This is a genomic window from Curtobacterium sp. MMLR14_002 (genome assembly GCF_001864975.1).
In the GTDB taxonomy this organism is placed as follows: Bacteria; Actinomycetota; Actinomycetes; order Actinomycetales; family Microbacteriaceae; genus Curtobacterium; species Curtobacterium flaccumfaciens.
Genome location: NZ_MJGT01000047.1, coordinates 73,281 through 91,563, shown reverse-complemented (window position 1 = coordinate 91,563; position 18,283 = coordinate 73,281). Strand labels below are relative to the sequence as shown.

Below are 18,283 nucleotides of genomic sequence, written 5' to 3'. Positions count from 1 at the left end.
GACACCGAGCCATCCAGAAAGACCGGCCAAGTCGACGATGGCGACCATCACCGGGTGTGCGGACGACGCCCGTACCGCATCCCCGCGAGAATGGCCCGGTGCCCCGAACGATGACAGCCGCAGTGATTGCCGAACGGCGCGCGGTCGACCGCGACATCGTGCGGCTGGCGGTGCCGGCGCTCGGAGCGCTCGTGGTCGAGCCGCTGTTCCTGCTGACCGACACCGCGCTCGTCGGGCACCTCGGGGCGACGCCGCTGGCGGCCGTCGGGCTCGCGAGTGCCGTGCTGTCGACGGTGACCGGGCTGCTGGTGTTCCTGGCGTACTCGACGACGCCGGCCGTGGCTCGGGCGCTCGGCGGTGGCGACCGTCGCGGAGCCGTGCACGCGGGCATCGACGGGATGTGGCTCGCGCTCGTGCTGGGGGTGGTGCTGGCGCTGGTCGGGTGGCCGCTCGCCGGGCCGCTCGTCGACCTGTTCGGCGCCTCGGCCGAGGTGTCGGCGGCGGCGACCGCGTACCTGACCATCTCGCTGATCGGGCTGCCCGGCATCCTGGTGGTGACCGCCTCGACCGGACTGCTGCGTGGGCTGCAGGACACGAAGACCCCGCTCGTCGTCGCGACCATCGGGTTCGTCGCGAACGGGCTGCTCAACGCCGTCCTGATCTACGGCGCCGGCTGGGGCGTCGAGGGATCCGCCGCCGGCACCGTCATCGTGCAGTGGGCGATGGCCGTCGTCTACGTGCGCATCGCGGTGCGGGCCGCTCGGTCATCGGGGGCGCCGCTGCGGCCCGGCGCCTCCGGCGTCGCCCGGGCCCTGCGGTCGGGGGCATGGCTGTTCCTGCGGACCGCGTCGCTGCGGATCGCGATGCTCGCGACCGTCGGGGCCGCCGCCGGGCTGGGGACCACCGGGCTGGCGACGACGCAGGTCGGGCTGACCGTCTTCTCGACGCTGGCGTTCGCGCTCGACGCCCTGGCGATCGCCGGGCAGGCGCTCGTCGGACACGGACTCGGCGGACGTGACCCGGAGCGGGTGCGACTGGTGACGCGACGGCTCGTGCTGCTCGGGATCGCCGGTGGTGTGCTGCTCGGGGTGCTGACCCTGGTGGTGAGCGGTGTGCTCGGGCCAGTGTTCTCGGACTCGCAGGCGGTGCGGGACGCCCTGCCCGTCGTGCTGGTGCTGATCGCCGTCGGGATGCCCGTCGCCGGGTACGTCTTCGTGCTCGACGGGGTGCTGATCGGCGCCGGTGACGCGCGGTACCTGGCCATCGCCGGAGGCCTGAACCTCGTCGTCTACCTGCCGCTGCTCTGGTGGGCCGGCGGGACGCTCGCGGGGTTGTGGGCCGCCTTCGCCCTCGGCTACATCGGGGTCCGGGCGGTGACGCTCGGGGTGCGGGCGCACCGACGCGGATGGGTTGAACAGGCGTTGGCGCGGTGAGCGGGGCGTCTCCGGCTGGGCCTGCTTCGTCTCCTGAGCCTGCTGTGTCTGCTTCTCCTGCGGCTCCGTCGTCTTCGGTGGCCTCGTCGGCGGTGCTCGCCACGGTCGGCATCGGGGTGCAGGGTGTCGCGAAGCTGCTCGTGACCGTCGTCGTCGGGCGGGTGTTCGGCACCGAGACCCTCGGGCAGACCACCGCCCTGCTGTCGCTCTCGGTGTTCGTCGCGCTGCTCTGGCCGAACGCCGCGGGCAATACCGCGTCGCGGTTCCTGGCGATCGCACTGCGGCGCCGGCGGTCTGACGCCGCGGTGAACCGGCTGCTCGGGGTGTCGATGCTGGTCTCGAGCGTCGTGCTCGCCGCGGTCACCGTGCCGATCGCGCTGGCCTGGGGCAACGGCCCCGGCATGGTGCTCGGTGGTGCCGCGGTCGTCGTCGGCTACGGCCTCTACTGCTACGCCCGCGGCGCGCAGCTCGGCTACGACCGTGCCCCGCGGGTCGCGCTCTGGGACTCCGTGACGAGCGTGCTGGCGCTCGGGTTGCTCGTGGTGGCGTGCGTCGCCCGCCTCGAGCCCTTCGTGCTGCTGCCCCTGGCCATCGGGTACACGGTGTTCGCGATCGCGTGCTGGCCGCGGGGCAACGGCTTCTCGCCGGCTTCGCGCGAACCCGCCGCGGGCGTGCTCGGGTTCGCGGCGTGGAACGTGCTGGCGGTGGTGACCTCGAACGGGTTGCTGCAGTTGACGATGATCTCGGCGCAGGTGACGTCGTCCGCGCACGACGCCGGCGTCTACGCCGCCGCCTTCACCCTGGCGACGCCGGCGTCGATGCTCGGGCAGGCGTTGGGGCAGGTGCTCGTGCCGGCGTTCGCGCACCGGACCGATGGTGGGTCGCTGCGCTCTCGTGGGGCGCTGCTGCTCGTCGTCGGGTTCGCTGCTGCTTCCGCCGTCGTGTTCGGCCTGGTCGCCCTGCTCGCCGGGTGGTTCCTGCCGATCGTCTACCCCGCCGAGGGCGCCGCTGCCGTCACCGACCTGCGGTATCTGATGCTCGCGGTGTGGATGTTCACCGTCGCGCTCGTGCCCGCCGCGTTGCTGCTCGCCGCTGGGCGCTCGCGCCAGGTCGCCCTTGCCTCGGTCGCCGGGTTCGTCGTCGGGGCCGGGCTCATGGCGTTGCTCGGACCCGTCGCAGGTGTCGCGGGTGGCACCACGGGGTTCTTGGTCGGTAGTGCGGTGAACCTGGTTGCGGTGGTGGGGCTCGGGGTGCGGCGGCGCTGACCGCTGCGCACATGGGTTGCGATCGCGCGTTGCAACGTTTGGCGTCCCCCCAATGAGAATCAATGCCGACGAGCTATTCGAGAATCCCCTGGTCAGAAGCCACGGGACGGCAAGGGAACTGAACCAACCGAGAAGAGGTCGCGGCGGACGACCGGCTAACGGACAGCGCGCGCGAGCAGATGCACCTTCTATCTAGCGGCCTTGGCGCGAGTGATTGGCACGCCGGCACTCTTCGCCCACGCGCGGAAGTATTTTCCAGCGCTTGCCGCTGTTGAATCGGCCCACTCTGCGTTATTCGCCTCACGAAGCACTTGGCCCACGACATCCTGATCGGCACTCGGATCAGCAGCCAGCACTGTAAGAGAGCGCTCGCCGCCCCGCACCTCCGAAAGCAGTGCACGCAAGCAACTCTGAACGACGACACTCCCGTCCATGAGTCCCTTCTTCGCTGCCATCGTGGCGTCGTCCACGCTGACAGCGTTTAGCACCCGAAGCTGCTGAATCGCTCGGCGCTGAGCCGGCGTGTCGTACTCGCTCAACGGTCGCGGGCCAGAGGAGAGCTCACCTAAAATTGCGAGAGCAGGTCCAGGGGGGGATGTCGGAAATGCCAAACGACCTCGAGGTCCACTGAGAGTTGACGTCAGTGCACCCTTGCCCTCAAAGCCGTCGGGCGCGAGCCGAATCGCGGCGCCATCAACAAGCACTAAGCCTGCGTACTCGAACCACGAGATGAAGACGCGCGCGTAGGTGGCCCATGTGCTCGTGGCGACCTCGACCGCCGGAAAGACCGTTTCCAACCGCTGAGCGAATTGGGTCGTCGTGACAGCACCTTGGCCGCGCTCAGCAAGCTGGCTGTAGACGCTGAAAGCGCGATGCCGACGCAATGAGGCGGAAACGCGACGCCGGACTTCCGCCTCGCGGTCGCTTGCTTCAAGAATTTCCGGCACCAGGACGATCTGATTGGGTTTGTAGAGGGCTAAACCGAGTTGCCTGAGTTCTCTCGCTACGTTCCAGATGACGTTTTCACTCGTGGACCAACGCGCGGTGACATCCGCAACTGAGACGTCGCCCCCGCGCTCAAGAACATCCGTTAGTAGACGCGCAACAGAGCCTGGCGTCTGACGAAGAATGTAGGAATCCTCAATGGGCGCCCGTCCAGTATTGAGGTAATCCCGGAAGGTATCCCAATAGGTGTCCAGTTTCTCACCGACCTGAACGACAAGGCGCTGATCCAATAAAGATTGGACAACGCCAACATTGAAGCGTTCAGTCACTTCGCTCGCTTGCACAGGCGCAAAACGAGCGATGAAGTTCAGAGCTTCCCGCTCACCGGGGCTGAGATGGGCGAGATCGCCCTCGAATAGGTTAGCAACATTGAGCGCTTCCGCAACCAGTTGCTCTTGAGTTTTACCCGCCCGGAGCTCTTGGATCAGGTGCCCGGCGAGCTTCTTAAGGAGCCAAGGTAGTCCTTGACTGTATTCGCGCAAACGTTGCCGAATCTCTCTGGAGAGCTTTGTGTCAACCTCCTTCTGCAGTCGAGCGAGAATTGTATCGACGTCACCCGCGCCGAATGGTTGAAGCGCAACGAGGGATGCGTGGCTTCGTATCTCGTCTCTAAGCTGATAGGGATGATTTTCCGTCCACCCGACAAAGTCGGTCTTCCAGGCGAACCCCACCACCAGCCGGCTTGAGGAGTCGACAGCGAGAAGGGCGAGGTCCCGGAATACCCTTGTCAGATCCTCGTCCTTGAAAACATTCTCGAACTGATCGAAGAAGACAAGAAGCTGCCCACCGCCGGGCTTCCACTCCGCCTCCTCCAAAGACTTCAACGCGCCCGACAGTGAAGCCCACGTTGCAGATTGCGCCAAGCTGAGGAGACCGGCCGCCTGGGCTGACTCCGCCGCGCGCCGAAGTACTCCAGGCACATAAGCGGGTGTGGTGGCGGTCCTGGCATCGATGACTAAGGCGTGACCGCCAACCGCCCGAACCTGCGCCGCTATCTTCAGCGCGAATGAACTCTTCCCCCATCCTGACTGAGCGTTCAGCACGAAAAGTCGACTGCCGCCAGACAAGTGCGCGTCCAGTTCCCTCACCGCAGTGCGTCTGCCAATGAAGTATTTTGGCGAAGCTGGAAGCTGGTACTCGAAGTCAGATTGGCTTCCGGTCACTTCGACGATTGCCTGGTCGTACACAACAACGCGCGGGGTAGGGGCTTGTGTGGACTGCGCCACGTCGTGCACTTCAAGTCCCTGAGAATAAGCGTGCTCCGAGAGGAGTCGGATCGCCTCCGCGTTCACTCCTCCGCTTTTTGCGCGGACTAGAACTCTTGCTGCAGTCTTTGTGACATCATCGATCTCGAGGCATGCTGCATAAACGCCGGAGTTGTGGACGATGAGCGCCTCGTCGCTCAATAGCGTTGAGACGCGCTCAGGCGGAACGACTTCGCCTCGGCTTTTCAGGATGTCCCACAAGTCGACAGCGGTGATCAGCCTAAAAGCCTTGTCGGCATTCGAGATTTTGGTAGCCAACTCGTGCCCGTCGCTCGTAAGGCGCGGGATGGCGACGAACAGACCGCGAGTGTCGCGTTGGTCCAAACGCGCCGTGCTGAGCTTGCCATAGAAGGCGGAAAGTTGCTCTGACCTGACCGGTGAGGTATAAGCCTTGCACTCCGCGAGAGCGCCGATCTGGTCGAGTTGGTGCTTCATGGAAAGGTCGAGTTCAACGCCCGACGAAGTGACGTTCAGTGAGAGAGTCGTCGGTTTCTCGTAACCCAGCAGATGAAGTACGTTTGCCATGAACTGCTCGAACAGGTGCCCGCGGGCGTGGTTCACCGCGCCAGGGCTATCGCCGTCCGCGAGTACGAGCACAAGCGGGTCTTGAACGACCACGTTCTCCACGGGTTTCCTCCGTCAGTTCGCTGCGTCACAAGCGAGGTCAGCTTGAGAAACCATACCGGCTAACCCCGACTCAACGGGGATAAGGGGCTCGTCGCGTCGCCAGCGTGGGCGGCCGTCCGGGCGGCGTGGCCCTGATCATTCAAGTGGTCTTTCACGTGTCCCGACACGACGGCCCCGCGCAGCTCCTCGTCGGTGGCGATCTTGCAGAAATTAGGTTGGTAGCGCTCTTCGTCAACCGTTGACAGCCGAAGCGAGTCCTGTGCCCTTCTCTCGTATGCCGATCGGTTGCCGAGACGGCTGCTGGGGTGCGTCAGCTTCCCCTCGGCGCCGATCCGTCGTCGCCATCGCACACACTGCCGACCGCTGATGCTCTGACGCAGCTATCTAGGCTTCGAACGAAATCCCACCGTCGAGCCACCGTTGCAGCGCCGAGTCGGGCGACCGCATGCTGTCGGGATCAACAAGCGGCCGCACCAGGTCGCTGAGTCTGCTTGGCGTCCCGCTCAGCACCTCGCCTGCTGCGATGCGACCGGCTCCGGCGATCCAATCGGCAAGCTGCACGCGCGGATCGGTGGCTGAATTGACTTGCACAATGTCTCGAAGCCGCACGCCGTAGATCGTGGAGGCAATCGATTTGGTAACATCAAACATCAGTGGCGTTAGCTGACGGTACTCGTCGATGTACATGTCGAACTCGGCACCGTTGAACCGGTTATGCCAAGTAGTCGCGACAACCAACATTGTGGGCAGCATTGGATCAAGATCAAGGGTCGCGGAATCGTCACCCTCGATCGCGTACGCCTCGTCGCGTGCGTCCCACAACCGTGCAAGCATTCGTAAAGCACGTCGATTGTGCGATCCGGCCAGATTTGCTAGACGGAGAGCTTCGATAAATCTGTCGGCACGACCTGCTGGCGCGAATGGAACCTTGTAGGACCTACATAACGCGTTGAAACTTGAAAGCAATTCGGCTCGCGCGCTTTCGTCAAGAGCTGGTAAGACTCGGTCTGTCATCTCGTCCGCGAAGTAGCCCTGTAGGTGAATCGCAGAAGGCCTGCCAAGGCTGTATTCATGCTCCTCCATGAGGAGTGAAATCATCTTTCCCGCCAGGAACTTCGCTTTATCCGCCAGGTACACGCTTGATGTTGACGCCAAGGGCCCATCGGGCAGGAAAAGTGACTCAGCGACAGTGCGGTGCTTCTTAAACAGCTTCGATGCTTTCAGTTCGCCCCCCTGTCGAGCCTCCTCTTTCGTGGACCCAAGCGCTTCACGAGTCTGGACCACAACCTCCTGAGCCTCCGCGATGGAAAGCGCCGTCGTGCCGTAGCTGAACGTGCGGTGCGTTGCACTGCTGAGGTTTTCGCCGTCAGAACCGGATTCATCACCGACTACCTGCAAGGTCACGAGCGGAGCATACGACTTCCAGCCGACGCCGACGCTGGTGGCGCGCAGTCATAGGCCAAAGTGCCGGATGAGATCCGATATCGGCTCGAACGGCGACTGCTATCGCGCGACCCGCCGGGGCTTCCTCGATTCAGGTCCGCGAACTTTGCCACCCCATTCCGGGACGGTCTTCGGTCTGGGCGCCTCGAGGAGCAGCAGGACCTGCGAACAGCTCGACCGCTTAACCTCTGCGGAACTCACTAAGCGGTTCAACGCAGAAGTTCGCCGGATTGTGAAGATGCTGGAGCGCGATACCTCACAGCTTTCGTAGTGTCCAGCCGCTGCCGAACTTGGGCAAGGCCGGCAGTGTCAGGCATAATGTTCGCGGAATGAGGTGCCAAAGAGATGCTGCCTCTTTTGAATTGAGGTGTACCTCAACTCCACAATGACCCGGCCGCGTGCACGTGTAGTTCTGAGGTCGAGCAACGACCTTCAAGCATGGGACTGCGCGCAGGTCGAGACCCCATGCCACACAATCACCGAGCCGATATCAGTGTCGGTGGGCGCGAGTGTCCGGCGGCGGCCCTGTCGTGTCCCCCACCCGCAACTCCGACGTGAACGACGCCGGCTGCGGCTCTGCGCCCTCGAGCATGGCCAGGGCGGCACGTGCGGCGGCTTGGCCCTTCTGCACGAAGGGCTGCACCAGGGTGGTCAGGTGGCGGATCGGGGTGCGGTGGAGCAGGCTGTCGTCCACGGTGATGCCGTCGAAGCCGACGACGCTGACGTCCTCGGGCACACGGAGTCCGGCGTCGAGCGCGGCCGAGATCACCCCGACGGCGATCAGGTCACTCTGCGCGATGACGGCGGTGCGGCGGGGGCCGTCAGGCGCGAAGAGCTCGGTGCCGGCGAGACGCCCCTCTTCCACCGAGCTGCCGGCGGTCTCGATCGCGACGGCGTCCGGGTAGACCTGGCGCACACCACGCAGGCGTTCGAGCGTGGTGAAGGCGATGCCCTCAGCCTGCCGGGCTGCGTCGATCGGGCCACGGCGGCGTGCGGCGTCGAGTGGCAGGGTCACAACGGTCACGTCCCGGTGGCCGAGCCCCTGCAGGTACTCGGCAGCACGGCGTGAGGCATCGCAGTTGTCGAGCTGTACGGGGACAGCACCCTCGATCTCGTCCGCCTCGATCGCGACGACGGGGATCTGCCGACGGCGCAGCACGGCGACGGCGGGGTCGATCCGGACGTTGCACCCGACGAGCACGACGGCGTCCATCGGGGCATCCACCAGCGGGCCGGCGCCCTGCTCGTCGTCGAGCGGACTCCGGACGAGCAGCAGTGAGGCACCGGCAGCACCCGCGACCTCGGCGATGCCGTCGAGCGTCAGGACGTTGACCGGGTCACGGAAGGCATCGCTCAGGCGCTCGTCCATCACGACACCGATGACGCCGGAGCGACCGCGGCGCAGGGAACGCGCACGGGGATCCGGGCCGCCGTAACCGAGGTCGGCGGCAGCGGCGAGCACGCGCGCCTTGGCGTCCTCGGACACCGGGCCGAGACCACTGAAGGCGAGCGAGGCCGTCGACGGCGCGACCCCGGCAGCACGGGCGACCGCTGCCAGCGTCGGGCGCGACGAACGGGTGACGCCGCCGCGGGAAGGCGACGCGCCGGGTCCTGTTGCCGGTTCGTCCATCGCCCGTTAGCGTAGCCGGAACGAGCAGTCGAATCGATTCGACAGCCGCAAGACCAGCACCGACACGCACCAGAACGCGCAGCACCGAGCGCGCCGCAGCACGATGGGAACCACCATGACGACGCCGTCCACCCGCACCGTCCCGACCACCAAGGCCTGGATCATCGCGGTGTTCGTGGTGTTCACCCTGTCCGGGCTCGACATCGCGACGTGGCTGGGCCGGATCCCGAGCGTCCGCGACTCCCTGGGGGCGAGCACGTTCGAGATGGGTCTGCTCGTGCTCGGCATGGCCGTCGGTTCCATCGGCGGTCTGACCTTCGCCGGGCACATCGTCGCGAAGCTCGGTGCCCGTCGGGGCGTGCAGGTGGCTGCGGCGTGCCTGGCGGTCGGCATGATCTTCGCGGGGGTCGCGGTCACGCTCGGGTGGGGCTTCGCCGCCATCTGGATCGCGCTGATCGCGTTCGGCTTCGGCAACGGCCTGTGCGACGTGTCGATGAACGTCTCCGGCGCCGCCGCCGAGAAGGCCGGCGGGCGCACGATCATGCCGCTGTTCCACGCCGCGTTCAGCCTCGGCACGCTCGCGGGCGCAGGCCTCGGCGCGCTGGCCGAGCGGTTCGAGATCCCGGTCTCGTGGCACTTCATCGTGCTCGTGGTCATCACGAGCGCCGCCATGCTCGTCGCCGTCACGAAGTTCCAGGACGAGCACCTCGTCGAGCAGCCGGTGTCCACCGACACCAGCCCGGTCGCGACGCCGCTCACCCGCTGGCAGGTCTGGGCACAGCCCTCCACGCTGCTCATCGGCGTGATCGTGCTCGGCATGGCGCTGGCCGAGGGGTCCGCGAACGACTGGCTGCCCCTCGCGATGATCGACGGCCACGGGCTCGACAACGCCGGCGGTGCCGCCGTGCTGACGGTGTTCCTCGCCGCGATGACCGCCGGCCGCGTCGCCGGCAGCCCGCTGATCGACAAGTTCGGCCGCGTGCCGATCCTGCGCATCAGCGCCGCCGTCGCGGTCGTCGGCCTCGGCATGCTCATCTTCATCGACAACGTGCCGCTCGCGATCGTGGGCGTCGTGCTCTGGGGCCTCGGTGCCAGCCTCGGTTTCCCGATGGGCATGTCCGCCGCGGCCGACGACCCCCGCACCGCGGCCGCCAAGGTCAGCGCCGTCGCGACGATCGGCTACGTGGCGTTCCTGGCCGGGCCGCCGCTGATCGGGTTCCTCGGTGAGGAGATCGGCCTGCTCGGCGCGCTGCTGATCGTCTTCGTGTTCATCATCGCGGCCGGCCTGGCCTCGGGTGCGGCGCGCGAGACCGGCGCCGCCGCCCGGCCCGCCCGCGGGACCGACAAGACGAGCGGGACCACGAAGCGCGAGACCGAGAAGTCCAGCAACAGGAACTGACTCAGCCGCCGTCGCCCGCCCGCGCCCGCGTCGCCAGGTGCAGGGCGAGGCGGGTCTCCGGGTCGGACAGGTCGACGCCGAGCAGCCGCTCCACCCGCGCGATGCGGTCGGACACCGTGTTCCGGTGCACGCCGAGCACCGCGGCGGTCTCGGCGATCGACGACTCCGCGTCCAGGTAGGCGGCGAGCGTCGTCAGGAGCGCCCCGCCACCGCGTTCGAGCGGTGCGAGCAACTGCCGCGATGCCGGCAGGAACGTGTCCGTCTGCGTCCACGCGAGCAGCAGCTGCGCGAGCCCGAGCCGGTCGACGTGCACGAAGTGCCCCGACTCCGGACGGCTGGCTGCCAGGCGGGCGGCGTCGCCGGCCTCGCCGAGCGTCCGGACCAGCCCGGCAGGGCCCGCCTGCAGACTGCCGACACCCACGTTGGTCTCCACGGTGGTGCGGAGCGTGTTCTGCGCGCGCCGCAGCCGACTCGCGATGTCGGCCACTGCCTCCCGGCCGGGTTCGTCGGGTTCCGACAGCCACAGCACCCAGCCGTCCGCCTGTTCGACGACGACCGCGTCGAGTCCCTCGGCGCGCACCGCGGCGTCGACCTGCTGGCGGAGCGCGACCAGGTCGACGCCCTGCCGCGCGACCACGCGCGCGCCGACGTGCCAGGCGTCCAGCCGCCACCCGGCGGCGATGGTCCGCTGCACGAGCTGCGGGGCGGGCGCCCCGTCGGCCGCGCGGAGCTCGTCGAGCATCGCCATCCGGTAGCGGGCGTCGCGCTCGTCGTCGAGCCGGGTGAGCAGCAGCCGGTGCCCGACGGCGACGGCGGCCACCTGCAGGGCACTCGCGACCACCTGCTGTTCGGCGGCGATCGGGACGGGCAGGCCGACGGCCAACCAGGCGCGCGGTCCGATGCCGGTGCCGACCGGGATCGCCACGAGCGTCTCGTCGACGCCCTCGGCGGTCAGCACGTCGCTCGTGCCGGCGCGGCGGACGAGGACGGCGCGGGCCGCGTCGTCGACGGCGGCTCCGCGGAGTGCCAGGCCCGAGGCGTCGAGGAACCGCACCGGGTGGCCGAGCGACCGGTCGAGCCGGGCGAACAGGTCGTCGAGTTCGGGGCCGGCGTCGAGCGCGACGCGGGAGGCGTCGAGGGCTGCCCGGGCCGCCGGACCCATCCCGGTGCCGATGAGTTCGTGCAGGCGGACCGAGGTCGCCCACGGGTCCGGGGTGGCGAGCACGGCGACGCCGAGCCGGTCGGCGAGCGTCGTGGTGCCGGGGCCGAGTTCCAGTGCCCCGTCGACGACGAGCAGGGTGGTGCCGGCCGCGGACGCCCGGCGCAGCAGCACGTCGAAGCGCGCGTCCGCGCGGTCGACGGGGGTGAGCAGCACGACGACGTCGTCACCCTGCGACAGGGACCGGCCGACCTGGTCGGGGGTCCCCACGACCCCGCGGACGCTCCGGACCGCGGTGCTGCCGGGGCCGACGAGCAGGCGGGTGCCGGGCGGCAGGAGCGGCAGCAGGTCGCCGACGGCGTTCACGCGAGCACCTGGCCCACGGCCTCGGGGACGACGTCCGCGTCGATGCCGAACGCCCGCGGCCCCATGCGCGCGGTGCGGTCGGGGTCCGCCCACCACCACGGCGCCGACGGCAGCACGAGCACCGCGAGTTCGTTGCCGACCCGCGTGCGGTCGGTCGCCACCGGCGCGAGCGAGCGCGCGTCGACGACGGTGATGACGCTCGGGGTGCTGGCGACCGGCAGACCGTCGACCAGGCAGTGCACGTACTCGCTGCCCGCCTCGACCCGGGCGACCGCGCCGGTGCCGGCGTCGCGGATGGCCAGGCTGCTGCGGACGAACGCGAGCGCGTCCCCCTCGCGTTGGACGTCGATGACCCGGCCCTGCGCGACGACCCGGCCGCCGATGAGTGCGGCGAGTTCCGCCGCGTCGCGTGCGCCACCAGCGGCACGTCCGATCCGGAGCGCGCGCTGCACGCTGCCGACGACGGCCCGCTCGCGCAGCAGCGCGACCGGGACCGGGCCGATCGCGAAGGCCGCCCAGCCGCCGCTGTGCGAGACGGCCTCGCGCCAGACCGTCTCGACGTCGTGGGGGTGCCGGGCGTCGACCACGATCCGCAGACCGCTCGTGGTGGCCGCGGCTGCCGTGACCGTCGTGGTCGGGCCGACGAAGACCGACAGCTGGTCGATGCGCGGGACCGCGCGGCCGACCAGGTCCGCGTCGACGAGCGGCAGTCCGGCGGCGTGGGCGGTGAGGGCCGCGGCCGGTCCGGTCACGCCGCCGATCTGCGCGGCGACGACGGCGTCGGCGCGGACGCCCGTCCAGCGTTCGACCGCCGCGAGCGCGGCCGGCAGCTCCTCGCCGCTCGGCATCTTTTCCTCGAGCACGGTCGTCGACCCGATCAGCCCGACGGCCACCACCGATCCGAGCGCGGGGTCGTCGAGGTCGACGACCGGCACGCTGCGGTCGCCGAGCGCGAATCGCAGCGCGCTGACCATGTGGTCGACGCGGCCGCCACCACCGCAGCCGAGCAGGGCGGTGCCGCGTCCGAAGACGGTCGCGTCGTCGGCCTGGAGGCCCGCCACACCGCCGCCCCGCCGCTCACCCTGGTCCATGGGTCCATTCTGCTGCCGTGGTCGCGTCTCGGGGCGAGAGCCCGGGGCCGGGGGTCGGGTGCGTGGGCCGGGCGCCGGGGTCGGCGCGCGGCCCGTCGGTCAGCCGACCGCCGGGGCGGCCGGTCGGACGTGCTCGTGCAGGTCCTCGACCGGGACGAACGGTTCGTCGAGCCCGAAGCACGACGGCCCGAACACGGCGAGCGCCTCCGGGGTCCGCATCAGGTCGGGGGTCGAGATGCCGATCACCCGGACGCGCTGCCCGAACCGCAGGCGCTCGGTGGTGATCGGTTCGGCGGTCTCGGCGTCGAGGACGCAGATCAGGTCGGGCACGACGGCGACGAGCTGCCCGTCGCGCCGGGCGACGAGGTTCTCGTTCTGGAACCGGAGCTCGAGCTCGGAGCCGTCGGTCCCCTGCACGGTGGCGCGCCCGCGGGCGAACCCGTCAACCGTGCGGCGCTCGACGTCGACGACCTTGCCGTCGAACAGCTCGCGCAGGTGCGTGTAGATCGTCGTGCCGAGGGCCTCGGCGAGCGCGTCGATGGGGTCACGGTGGGCTTCGCGGGCGACCCGGATGGCCCGACCGACGGCGAGTGCCAGGGAGAGCGTGCGCGGGACGGCGGTCTCCCGCACCTGGCGGCCGGACATGGCGTACTCGGCGATGTAGGCGACGCCGCCGAGCCGGATGGTGACCCCGCGGGCGAGCCACTCCATCTTCTTGTTGTCCGTGCCGGTCTCGATGATGACGCCGTGGCCGTTCTCGTCGCTGATCGCCAGTGGACTGCCGGGAACCCCGTAGACCGAGAACGTCTCCATCTGCAGCTCGGGGAACGCGCGGCCCATGCCGTCCGCGTCGACGACGGGCAGGCCGCCGGTGGCGCCGACGAGCAGCGGGATCATCGAGTTGATGCCGCCGCACTCGATGGGCATCGTCGCGGTCGCCGTCCGGCCCAGGTGGGCTTCGAGCCGACGGAGGGCGCCGAGGGGTTCCGGTCCGGCGGGGATGCGTTCGAGCACCACGGTCGGTGCGCCCATCTGCGCGGTGGGGATGACGAGGGCGTCGTCGGGCACCTCGGACGGGTCGAGGATCGTGACGGGGCCGTGCTGTTCGATCGCGGCACGGACCAGGAGCATCCCGATGGTGGGGTCGCCCCCGCCGCCGGTGCCGAGCAGTGCGGCGCCGCGGGCCAGGTCGGGCAGGTCGTCGACGTCGAGGATCCAGCTCATCGGTGCGCTCCCGTGTTCGTCTCGCCCGCGCTCGTGGTGCCGTCGTGGCGGACAGCGGGGGTGTCGTAGCCGAAGTACCGAGGGCCGGCCAGGCGCAAGCCGTCCGGGGAGTGCCAGCGCTCGTCGGCCGGTGCCGTGACGATCCGGATGCGGGCGCCGAAGCGCAGGGCCTCGGTGGTGATCGGCTCGCCGGTCTCGGCGTCCAGGGTGATGATGAGGTCGGGAGCCGTGGTGCGGACCTGGCCGGCCACCTCGACCAGCAGGTGCTCGTTCTGGAACCGGAGCACCGCCTCCAGGCCGGTGTCGCTGCCGGAACCGGCGATGCGGGCCGTGCCACGGGCGAACCCGGTGACGGTCTTGCGCTCGATGTCGGCGACCTTGCCCTCGAACACGACCGTGCCGCCGAGCACCTCGGTGACCGCCGTGACGGGGTCGGCGTTCTCGCTGCGTGCGCGGACCAGCGTCTCGCCGAGCCGGACGCTCAGCGACAGGCTGCCGCGGACGAACGACTCCTTCACCTGCGCGCCGGACATGGCGTACTGCGCCGTGATCGCGGAGCAGCCCATCTCGACCGTCGCCGTGCGGGCGAGCCGCTCCGCCCACCGGTTGTCCACCGTGTCGAAGACGACGGTGTTGCCCTTCTCGTCGGCCAGGGCCATCGGTGTCGCGCTGACCCCGGACAGGGTCGGCAGCACCATCTGCACCTCGGGGAACGCGCGGCCCATGCCGTCGCCGTCGACCAGGGGCAGGCCGAGCTCGGCAGCGGCGACGATCGGGGTCGTCGAGTTCACGCCGCCGACCTCGATGCAGGCCAGGTGGGTCGGGGTCACCCCGAGGAACGCCGACAGGCTGCGGATGGCCTCGGCGAACTGGCCGGCGGACGGCAGCTTCTCGACCATCACCGTGGGTGCGCCGATCATCGCGACCGAGAGCACCACGGCGTCGTCGGGTAGGTCCTCGACCTGGACGATCTCGACCGGGCCGTGGGCGCGGACGGCGGCCTCGGCGAGCAGGCGTCCGATGTAGGGGTCACCGCCGCCGCCGGTACCGAGGATCGCGGCGCCGCGGGCGAGGGCGGAGCAGTCGGCGCCGATGGCGGTGATGACGGGTGCTGCGGGCGCGGCTTGCGTGGCTGCGGCTTGCGCGGCTGCGGCGCGCGGCGCGGCTTGCGTGGCGCTCATCGGACCAGCGCCCCGAGTGCCAGGTCGCCGACGGCCTTGGCGCGGATCCGCGTCGCGTTGCCCGGCAGGTACGGGATCGGGACCTCGTCGAAGTCGACGATGTCCACCGAACCGGGGTCGGCGCCGGCCGCGATCGCGCGGTCGACGGCCTCTTGCCGGGCCTCGTCGACCACGGCGGACCGGCGGCCGTCGCTGATCGCGTAGACCTTGTCGACCTCGCCGCTGACCTGCGCGATCGCCGCGCCGATGGCGTTGGCCACCGAGTAGTGCTCTGGGCGGTGCACGGTGCCGAGTCCGGGCAGGGTGTCCGGCAGCAGCACCGATCCGCCGCCGACCGCCACGACGGGCAGCGGGTCGGACGAGGTGCGCATCCGTTCGACGATGTCGGCGACGCGCTCCGCGATGACGTCGAGCGCGCGGGCGGCGACCTCGGCCGGCACCCCGGCGACGAGCGACGGGTCCCCGATCGCACCACGGCCACCGCGGACGGCCACGTCGGTGGCGGTCAGGGTGGAGCCGCCGAAGACCAGGCCCTCCTCGGTCAGGCGGTACCCGACGGAGTCCGGGCCGACAACGCTGCCGTCCTCGCGGATGCGGGAGCCGCCGCCGATGCCGACGGACAGGACGTCGGGCATCCGGAAGTTCGTGCGGATGCCGGCGACGGCGACCTCGCCGGTGGCCTCCCGTGGGAAGCCCGCGGTCAGGACGCCGACGTCGCTCGTCGTGCCGCCGACGTCGACGACCGCGCAGGTGTCGAAGCCGGACAGCACGGCTGCACCACGCATCGAGTTCGTCGGGCCCGAGGCGAACGTCGCGACCGGGTAGCGACGGGCGTACTCGACGTCCATCAGGGTGCCGTCGTTCTGGCTCAGGAAGAGCGGTGCGTCGATGCCGCTGCCCGTGACGGACCCGGACAGGCCGTCGACGATGCGGTCGGCGAGCTCACGGAGCGCCGCGTTGATGATCGTCGCGTTCTCGCGCTCGAGCAGGCCGATGCGACCGATCTCGGACGACAGCGAGAACGCCACGTCGGGCCCGAGCTCGGCGGCCATGATCTCCTGCGCGCGCTGCTCGAACTCGTCGTTGATCGGGGAGAACACCGACGAGATCGCGACGGAACGGATGCCCGCGGCCGCGATGGCACCGGCGTGCCGCTTCAGTTCCTCGGGGTCGAGCTCCGAGATGACGCGTCCGTCGAACTCGTGGCCGCCGTGGGCCAGGAACGGCTGCGCGTGCACGGCCGACACCAGGTGCCCGGGCCAGTCCGTGAACGGGGGCAGCGACGCCGTCGCCGGCAGGCCCAGCCGGACCGCGGCGGTGGGGGCGAGGCCGCGTGCCTCGACCAGGGCGTTGATGAAGTGGGTGGTGCCGATCATCACGCCGTCGATGTCCGTGGGGCCGAAGGCGTGCTGCTCACGCAGGCCGTCGAGCGCGGCGACGATGCCCGAGGTGACGTCGGGGGTGGTGGACCGCTTGACCGCCGCACGGACGGTGCTGCCGTCCATCAGGACGGCGTCCGTGTTGGTGCCGCCGACGTCGATGCCGATGCGCATGGGGGTTCCCTTCGGTGGTGCGGGTGCGGGTGCGGTGGTGCTGGGTCGTGGGGTGGTGCTTGTTGCGGGGGGGGACCGGCCGCGCCGTCGCGCGGATCAGGGGTGCGGCAACGCGACCGGCCGTTCGGGGAGCGCCCGGGTCAGGCGGCGGGGGTGGCCGGTGCGGCGGGGGCTGCGGCGACCGGGGCGGACGTGGCGGCCGGCGCGGCCTCGGTCCGACTGACACCGACGCCGCGGATCAGCCCGACCTTGCCGGCGACCACGTAGAGCACGAAGGCGATGACCACCGAGTTGATCGACGGGATGCCGACGGCGACGAAGTACCCGATGAGCGAGGCGACCGCCCAGATGACCAGGGTCGCCGGCACCCAGGTGGGCGAGGTCGTCGGGATGTTCTCGGCGTCGCTCAACTCGCGGCGCCAGCGCTTCACGACGAAGTACTCCGCCACCATGATCCCGGCGATGGGCGGGAAGACGACCCCGAGCACGGACAGGAACGGTGTCAGGGCCCCGAGGAACCCGACGGCGGCGAGCACCGAGCCGACGACGCCCATCACGAGCGTCACGAGCCCGCGGTTCACCTGCTTGCCGAACACCGCATCGATGAAGTTCGTGACGCCGAGGCTCGAGCTGTAGATGTTCCAGTCGTTGATCTTGAACGTGCCGAGCAGGATCACGAGGATGCCGACCCAGCCGACGCTCGACGTGATCACGCGGGTGATGTCCGCGGAGCCGACGGCGTGTGCGAGCAGGACACCGGCCAGGCCGATGACGTACTCGCCGAGCGTCACGCCGAGCAGCGTCTGCTTCACGACGTCGCCGACCGACCGGTTGAAGCGCGTCATGTCCGGCGTGATCACCGCACCGACGATGAACCCGCCGGCGACCAGGGTGGTGCCGGCCACGAAGCTCAGCTCCGGACCGGCCGGGGCACGCGCGGCGAGCTCGGCGATCGAGTGGCGGCTCAGCTCGACGATGACCGCCCAGCCGACGAGCACCAGGAACAGCGGCACGGTCACGTTCGCCAGCCACTGCATCGAGTGGAACCCGCGCAGGACGATCGCGGTGACGAGCAGCCCGAACACGAGCGACCACGCCCAGGCGGGCAGGATCGGCAGGATCGAGACGAGGCCGGCCGCCGAGACGCCCGACTGGATGCCGAACCAGCCGATCAGGCTCAGCCCGATCGCCAGTCCGACCAGCGCCGAGCCGGCCTTGCCGAACCCGGTCCAGCGGGCGATGACCGAGGTGTTCAGGCCCTCCTTGACGCCGATGACGCCGACGAGCACCGAGACGATCTCCAGGATCACGGCGCCGAGGGTGATCGCCCAGAAGGCGTCCCAGAAGCTCATGCCGAAGCCGAGCGTCGCACCGAGCAGGAACTGGGACAGGGCCGAGATCTGCCCGAAGCGCTGCACGGCGACCTGGAACCAGCCGTAGCGCGCGGACATCGGGACTCGGCTGAGCGAGTAGTCGTCGACGGCGACCGACTCGGAACGGGGGGTTCGTGGTGCTGACACTGCGGTCTCGCTGGCCATCGTGGCTCCTCGGGGAGGGGTGTCGGCGTGGGCCGATCGGGGTGTCAGCCACGGTAGGACGGCATCGGATTGCGGTACATGTGCAGAACGTCGTTACGGGCATG

The 18,283-nt window shown here is 69.6% G+C and carries 12 protein-coding genes; 3 read left to right on the top strand and 9 right to left on the bottom strand.

Annotation, left to right across the window (positions count from 1 at the left end):
* Positions 1-122: 122 nt before the first annotated feature.
* A complete protein-coding gene (locus BIU91_RS04875) occupies positions 123-1,433 on the top strand; it encodes an MATE family efflux transporter (RefSeq protein ID WP_084740639.1) in 1,311 nt (436 codons plus the stop codon).
* Between the two features lie 44 nt (positions 1,434-1,477).
* On the top strand, positions 1,478-2,698 hold the full coding sequence (locus BIU91_RS04870; protein ID WP_139196860.1) for a lipopolysaccharide biosynthesis protein: 1,221 nt from the start codon (positions 1,478-1,480) through the stop codon (positions 2,696-2,698).
* 188 nt (positions 2,699-2,886) lie between these two features.
* On the opposite strand, the gene BIU91_RS18110 is transcribed toward BIU91_RS04870, so the two are convergent.
* The 3 genes from BIU91_RS18110 to BIU91_RS04860 form a co-directional block, all read right to left on the bottom strand.
* Positions 2,887-5,595, bottom strand: a complete 2,709-nt coding sequence (locus BIU91_RS18110; protein ID WP_084740636.1) for a restriction endonuclease — start codon at positions 5,593-5,595, stop codon at positions 2,887-2,889.
* Between the two features lie 384 nt (positions 5,596-5,979).
* Positions 5,980-6,999, bottom strand: a complete 1,020-nt coding sequence (locus BIU91_RS18430) for a DUF3800 domain-containing protein (protein ID WP_139196649.1) — start codon at positions 6,997-6,999, stop codon at positions 5,980-5,982.
* A gap of 529 nt (positions 7,000-7,528) precedes the next feature.
* The gene (locus BIU91_RS04860) at positions 7,529-8,668 is read right to left on the bottom strand and encodes a substrate-binding domain-containing protein (protein WP_071404454.1); all 1,140 of its coding nucleotides are present in this window, start codon (positions 8,666-8,668) and stop codon (positions 7,529-7,531) included.
* A 115-nt stretch (positions 8,669-8,783) separates the two neighbouring features.
* Between BIU91_RS04860 and BIU91_RS04855 the strand changes: the two genes are divergently transcribed.
* A complete protein-coding gene (locus tag BIU91_RS04855) occupies positions 8,784-10,067 on the top strand; it encodes an MFS transporter (protein ID WP_071404453.1) in 1,284 nt (427 codons plus the stop codon).
* Position 10,068: 1 nt separating this feature from the next.
* Here the strand turns inward: BIU91_RS04855 and BIU91_RS04850 are convergent, their stop codons facing one another.
* The 6 genes from BIU91_RS04850 to BIU91_RS04825 all read right to left on the bottom strand — a co-directional run bounded on the left by BIU91_RS04850 (position 10,069) and on the right by BIU91_RS04825 (position 18,179).
* Positions 10,069-11,592, bottom strand: coding sequence for a helix-turn-helix domain-containing protein (locus BIU91_RS04850; RefSeq protein WP_071404452.1), 1,524 nt, complete (start codon positions 11,590-11,592; stop codon positions 10,069-10,071).
* The gene (locus BIU91_RS04845; protein WP_084740633.1) at positions 11,589-12,683 is read right to left on the bottom strand and encodes a DUF917 domain-containing protein; all 1,095 of its coding nucleotides are present in this window, start codon (positions 12,681-12,683) and stop codon (positions 11,589-11,591) included. Before BIU91_RS04845 ends, BIU91_RS04850 begins: the two co-directional genes overlap by 4 nt.
* Positions 12,684-12,782: 99 nt before the next feature.
* Positions 12,783-13,907, bottom strand: coding sequence for a DUF917 domain-containing protein (locus tag BIU91_RS04840; protein ID WP_017887750.1), 1,125 nt, complete (start codon positions 13,905-13,907; stop codon positions 12,783-12,785).
* Positions 13,904-15,088 carry a DUF917 domain-containing protein gene (locus tag BIU91_RS04835; RefSeq protein WP_253183690.1) on the bottom strand — a complete coding sequence of 395 codons (1,185 nt, stop codon included), beginning with the start codon at positions 15,086-15,088 and terminating at the stop codon, positions 13,904-13,906. Before BIU91_RS04835 ends, BIU91_RS04840 begins: the two co-directional genes overlap by 4 nt.
* On the bottom strand, positions 15,085-16,641 hold the full coding sequence (locus tag BIU91_RS04830; protein ID WP_071404451.1) for a hydantoinase/oxoprolinase N-terminal domain-containing protein: 1,557 nt from the start codon (positions 16,639-16,641) through the stop codon (positions 15,085-15,087). The genes BIU91_RS04835 and BIU91_RS04830 overlap by 4 nt, the downstream gene beginning before the upstream one ends.
* 140 nt (positions 16,642-16,781) lie before the next feature.
* A complete protein-coding gene (locus tag BIU91_RS04825; protein ID WP_071404450.1) occupies positions 16,782-18,179 on the bottom strand; it encodes a cytosine permease in 1,398 nt (465 codons plus the stop codon).
* Positions 18,180-18,283 lie beyond the last annotated feature (104 nt).

Excerpts from the sequence above, each read along its gene's own strand:
- BIU91_RS04860 (WP_071404454.1), bottom strand. The coding sequence starts at position 8,668 with ATGGACGAACCGGCAACAGGACCCGGCGCGTCGCCTTCCCGCGGCGGC.
- BIU91_RS04855 (WP_071404453.1), top strand. The coding sequence starts at position 8,784 with ATGACGACGCCGTCCACCCGCACCGTCCCGACCACCAAGGCCTGGATC.
- BIU91_RS04845 (WP_084740633.1), bottom strand. The coding sequence starts at position 12,683 with ATGGACCAGGGTGAGCGGCGGGGCGGCGGTGTGGCGGGCCTCCAGGCC.
- BIU91_RS04840 (WP_017887750.1), bottom strand. The coding sequence starts at position 13,907 with ATGAGCTGGATCCTCGACGTCGACGACCTGCCCGACCTGGCCCGCGGC.
- BIU91_RS04835 (WP_253183690.1), bottom strand. The coding sequence starts at position 15,088 with ATGAGCGCCACGCAAGCCGCGCCGCGCGCCGCAGCCGCGCAAGCCGCA.
- BIU91_RS04830 (WP_071404451.1), bottom strand. The coding sequence starts at position 16,641 with ATGCGCATCGGCATCGACGTCGGCGGCACCAACACGGACGCCGTCCTG.
- BIU91_RS04825 (WP_071404450.1), bottom strand. The coding sequence starts at position 18,179 with ATGGCCAGCGAGACCGCAGTGTCAGCACCACGAACCCCCCGTTCCGAG.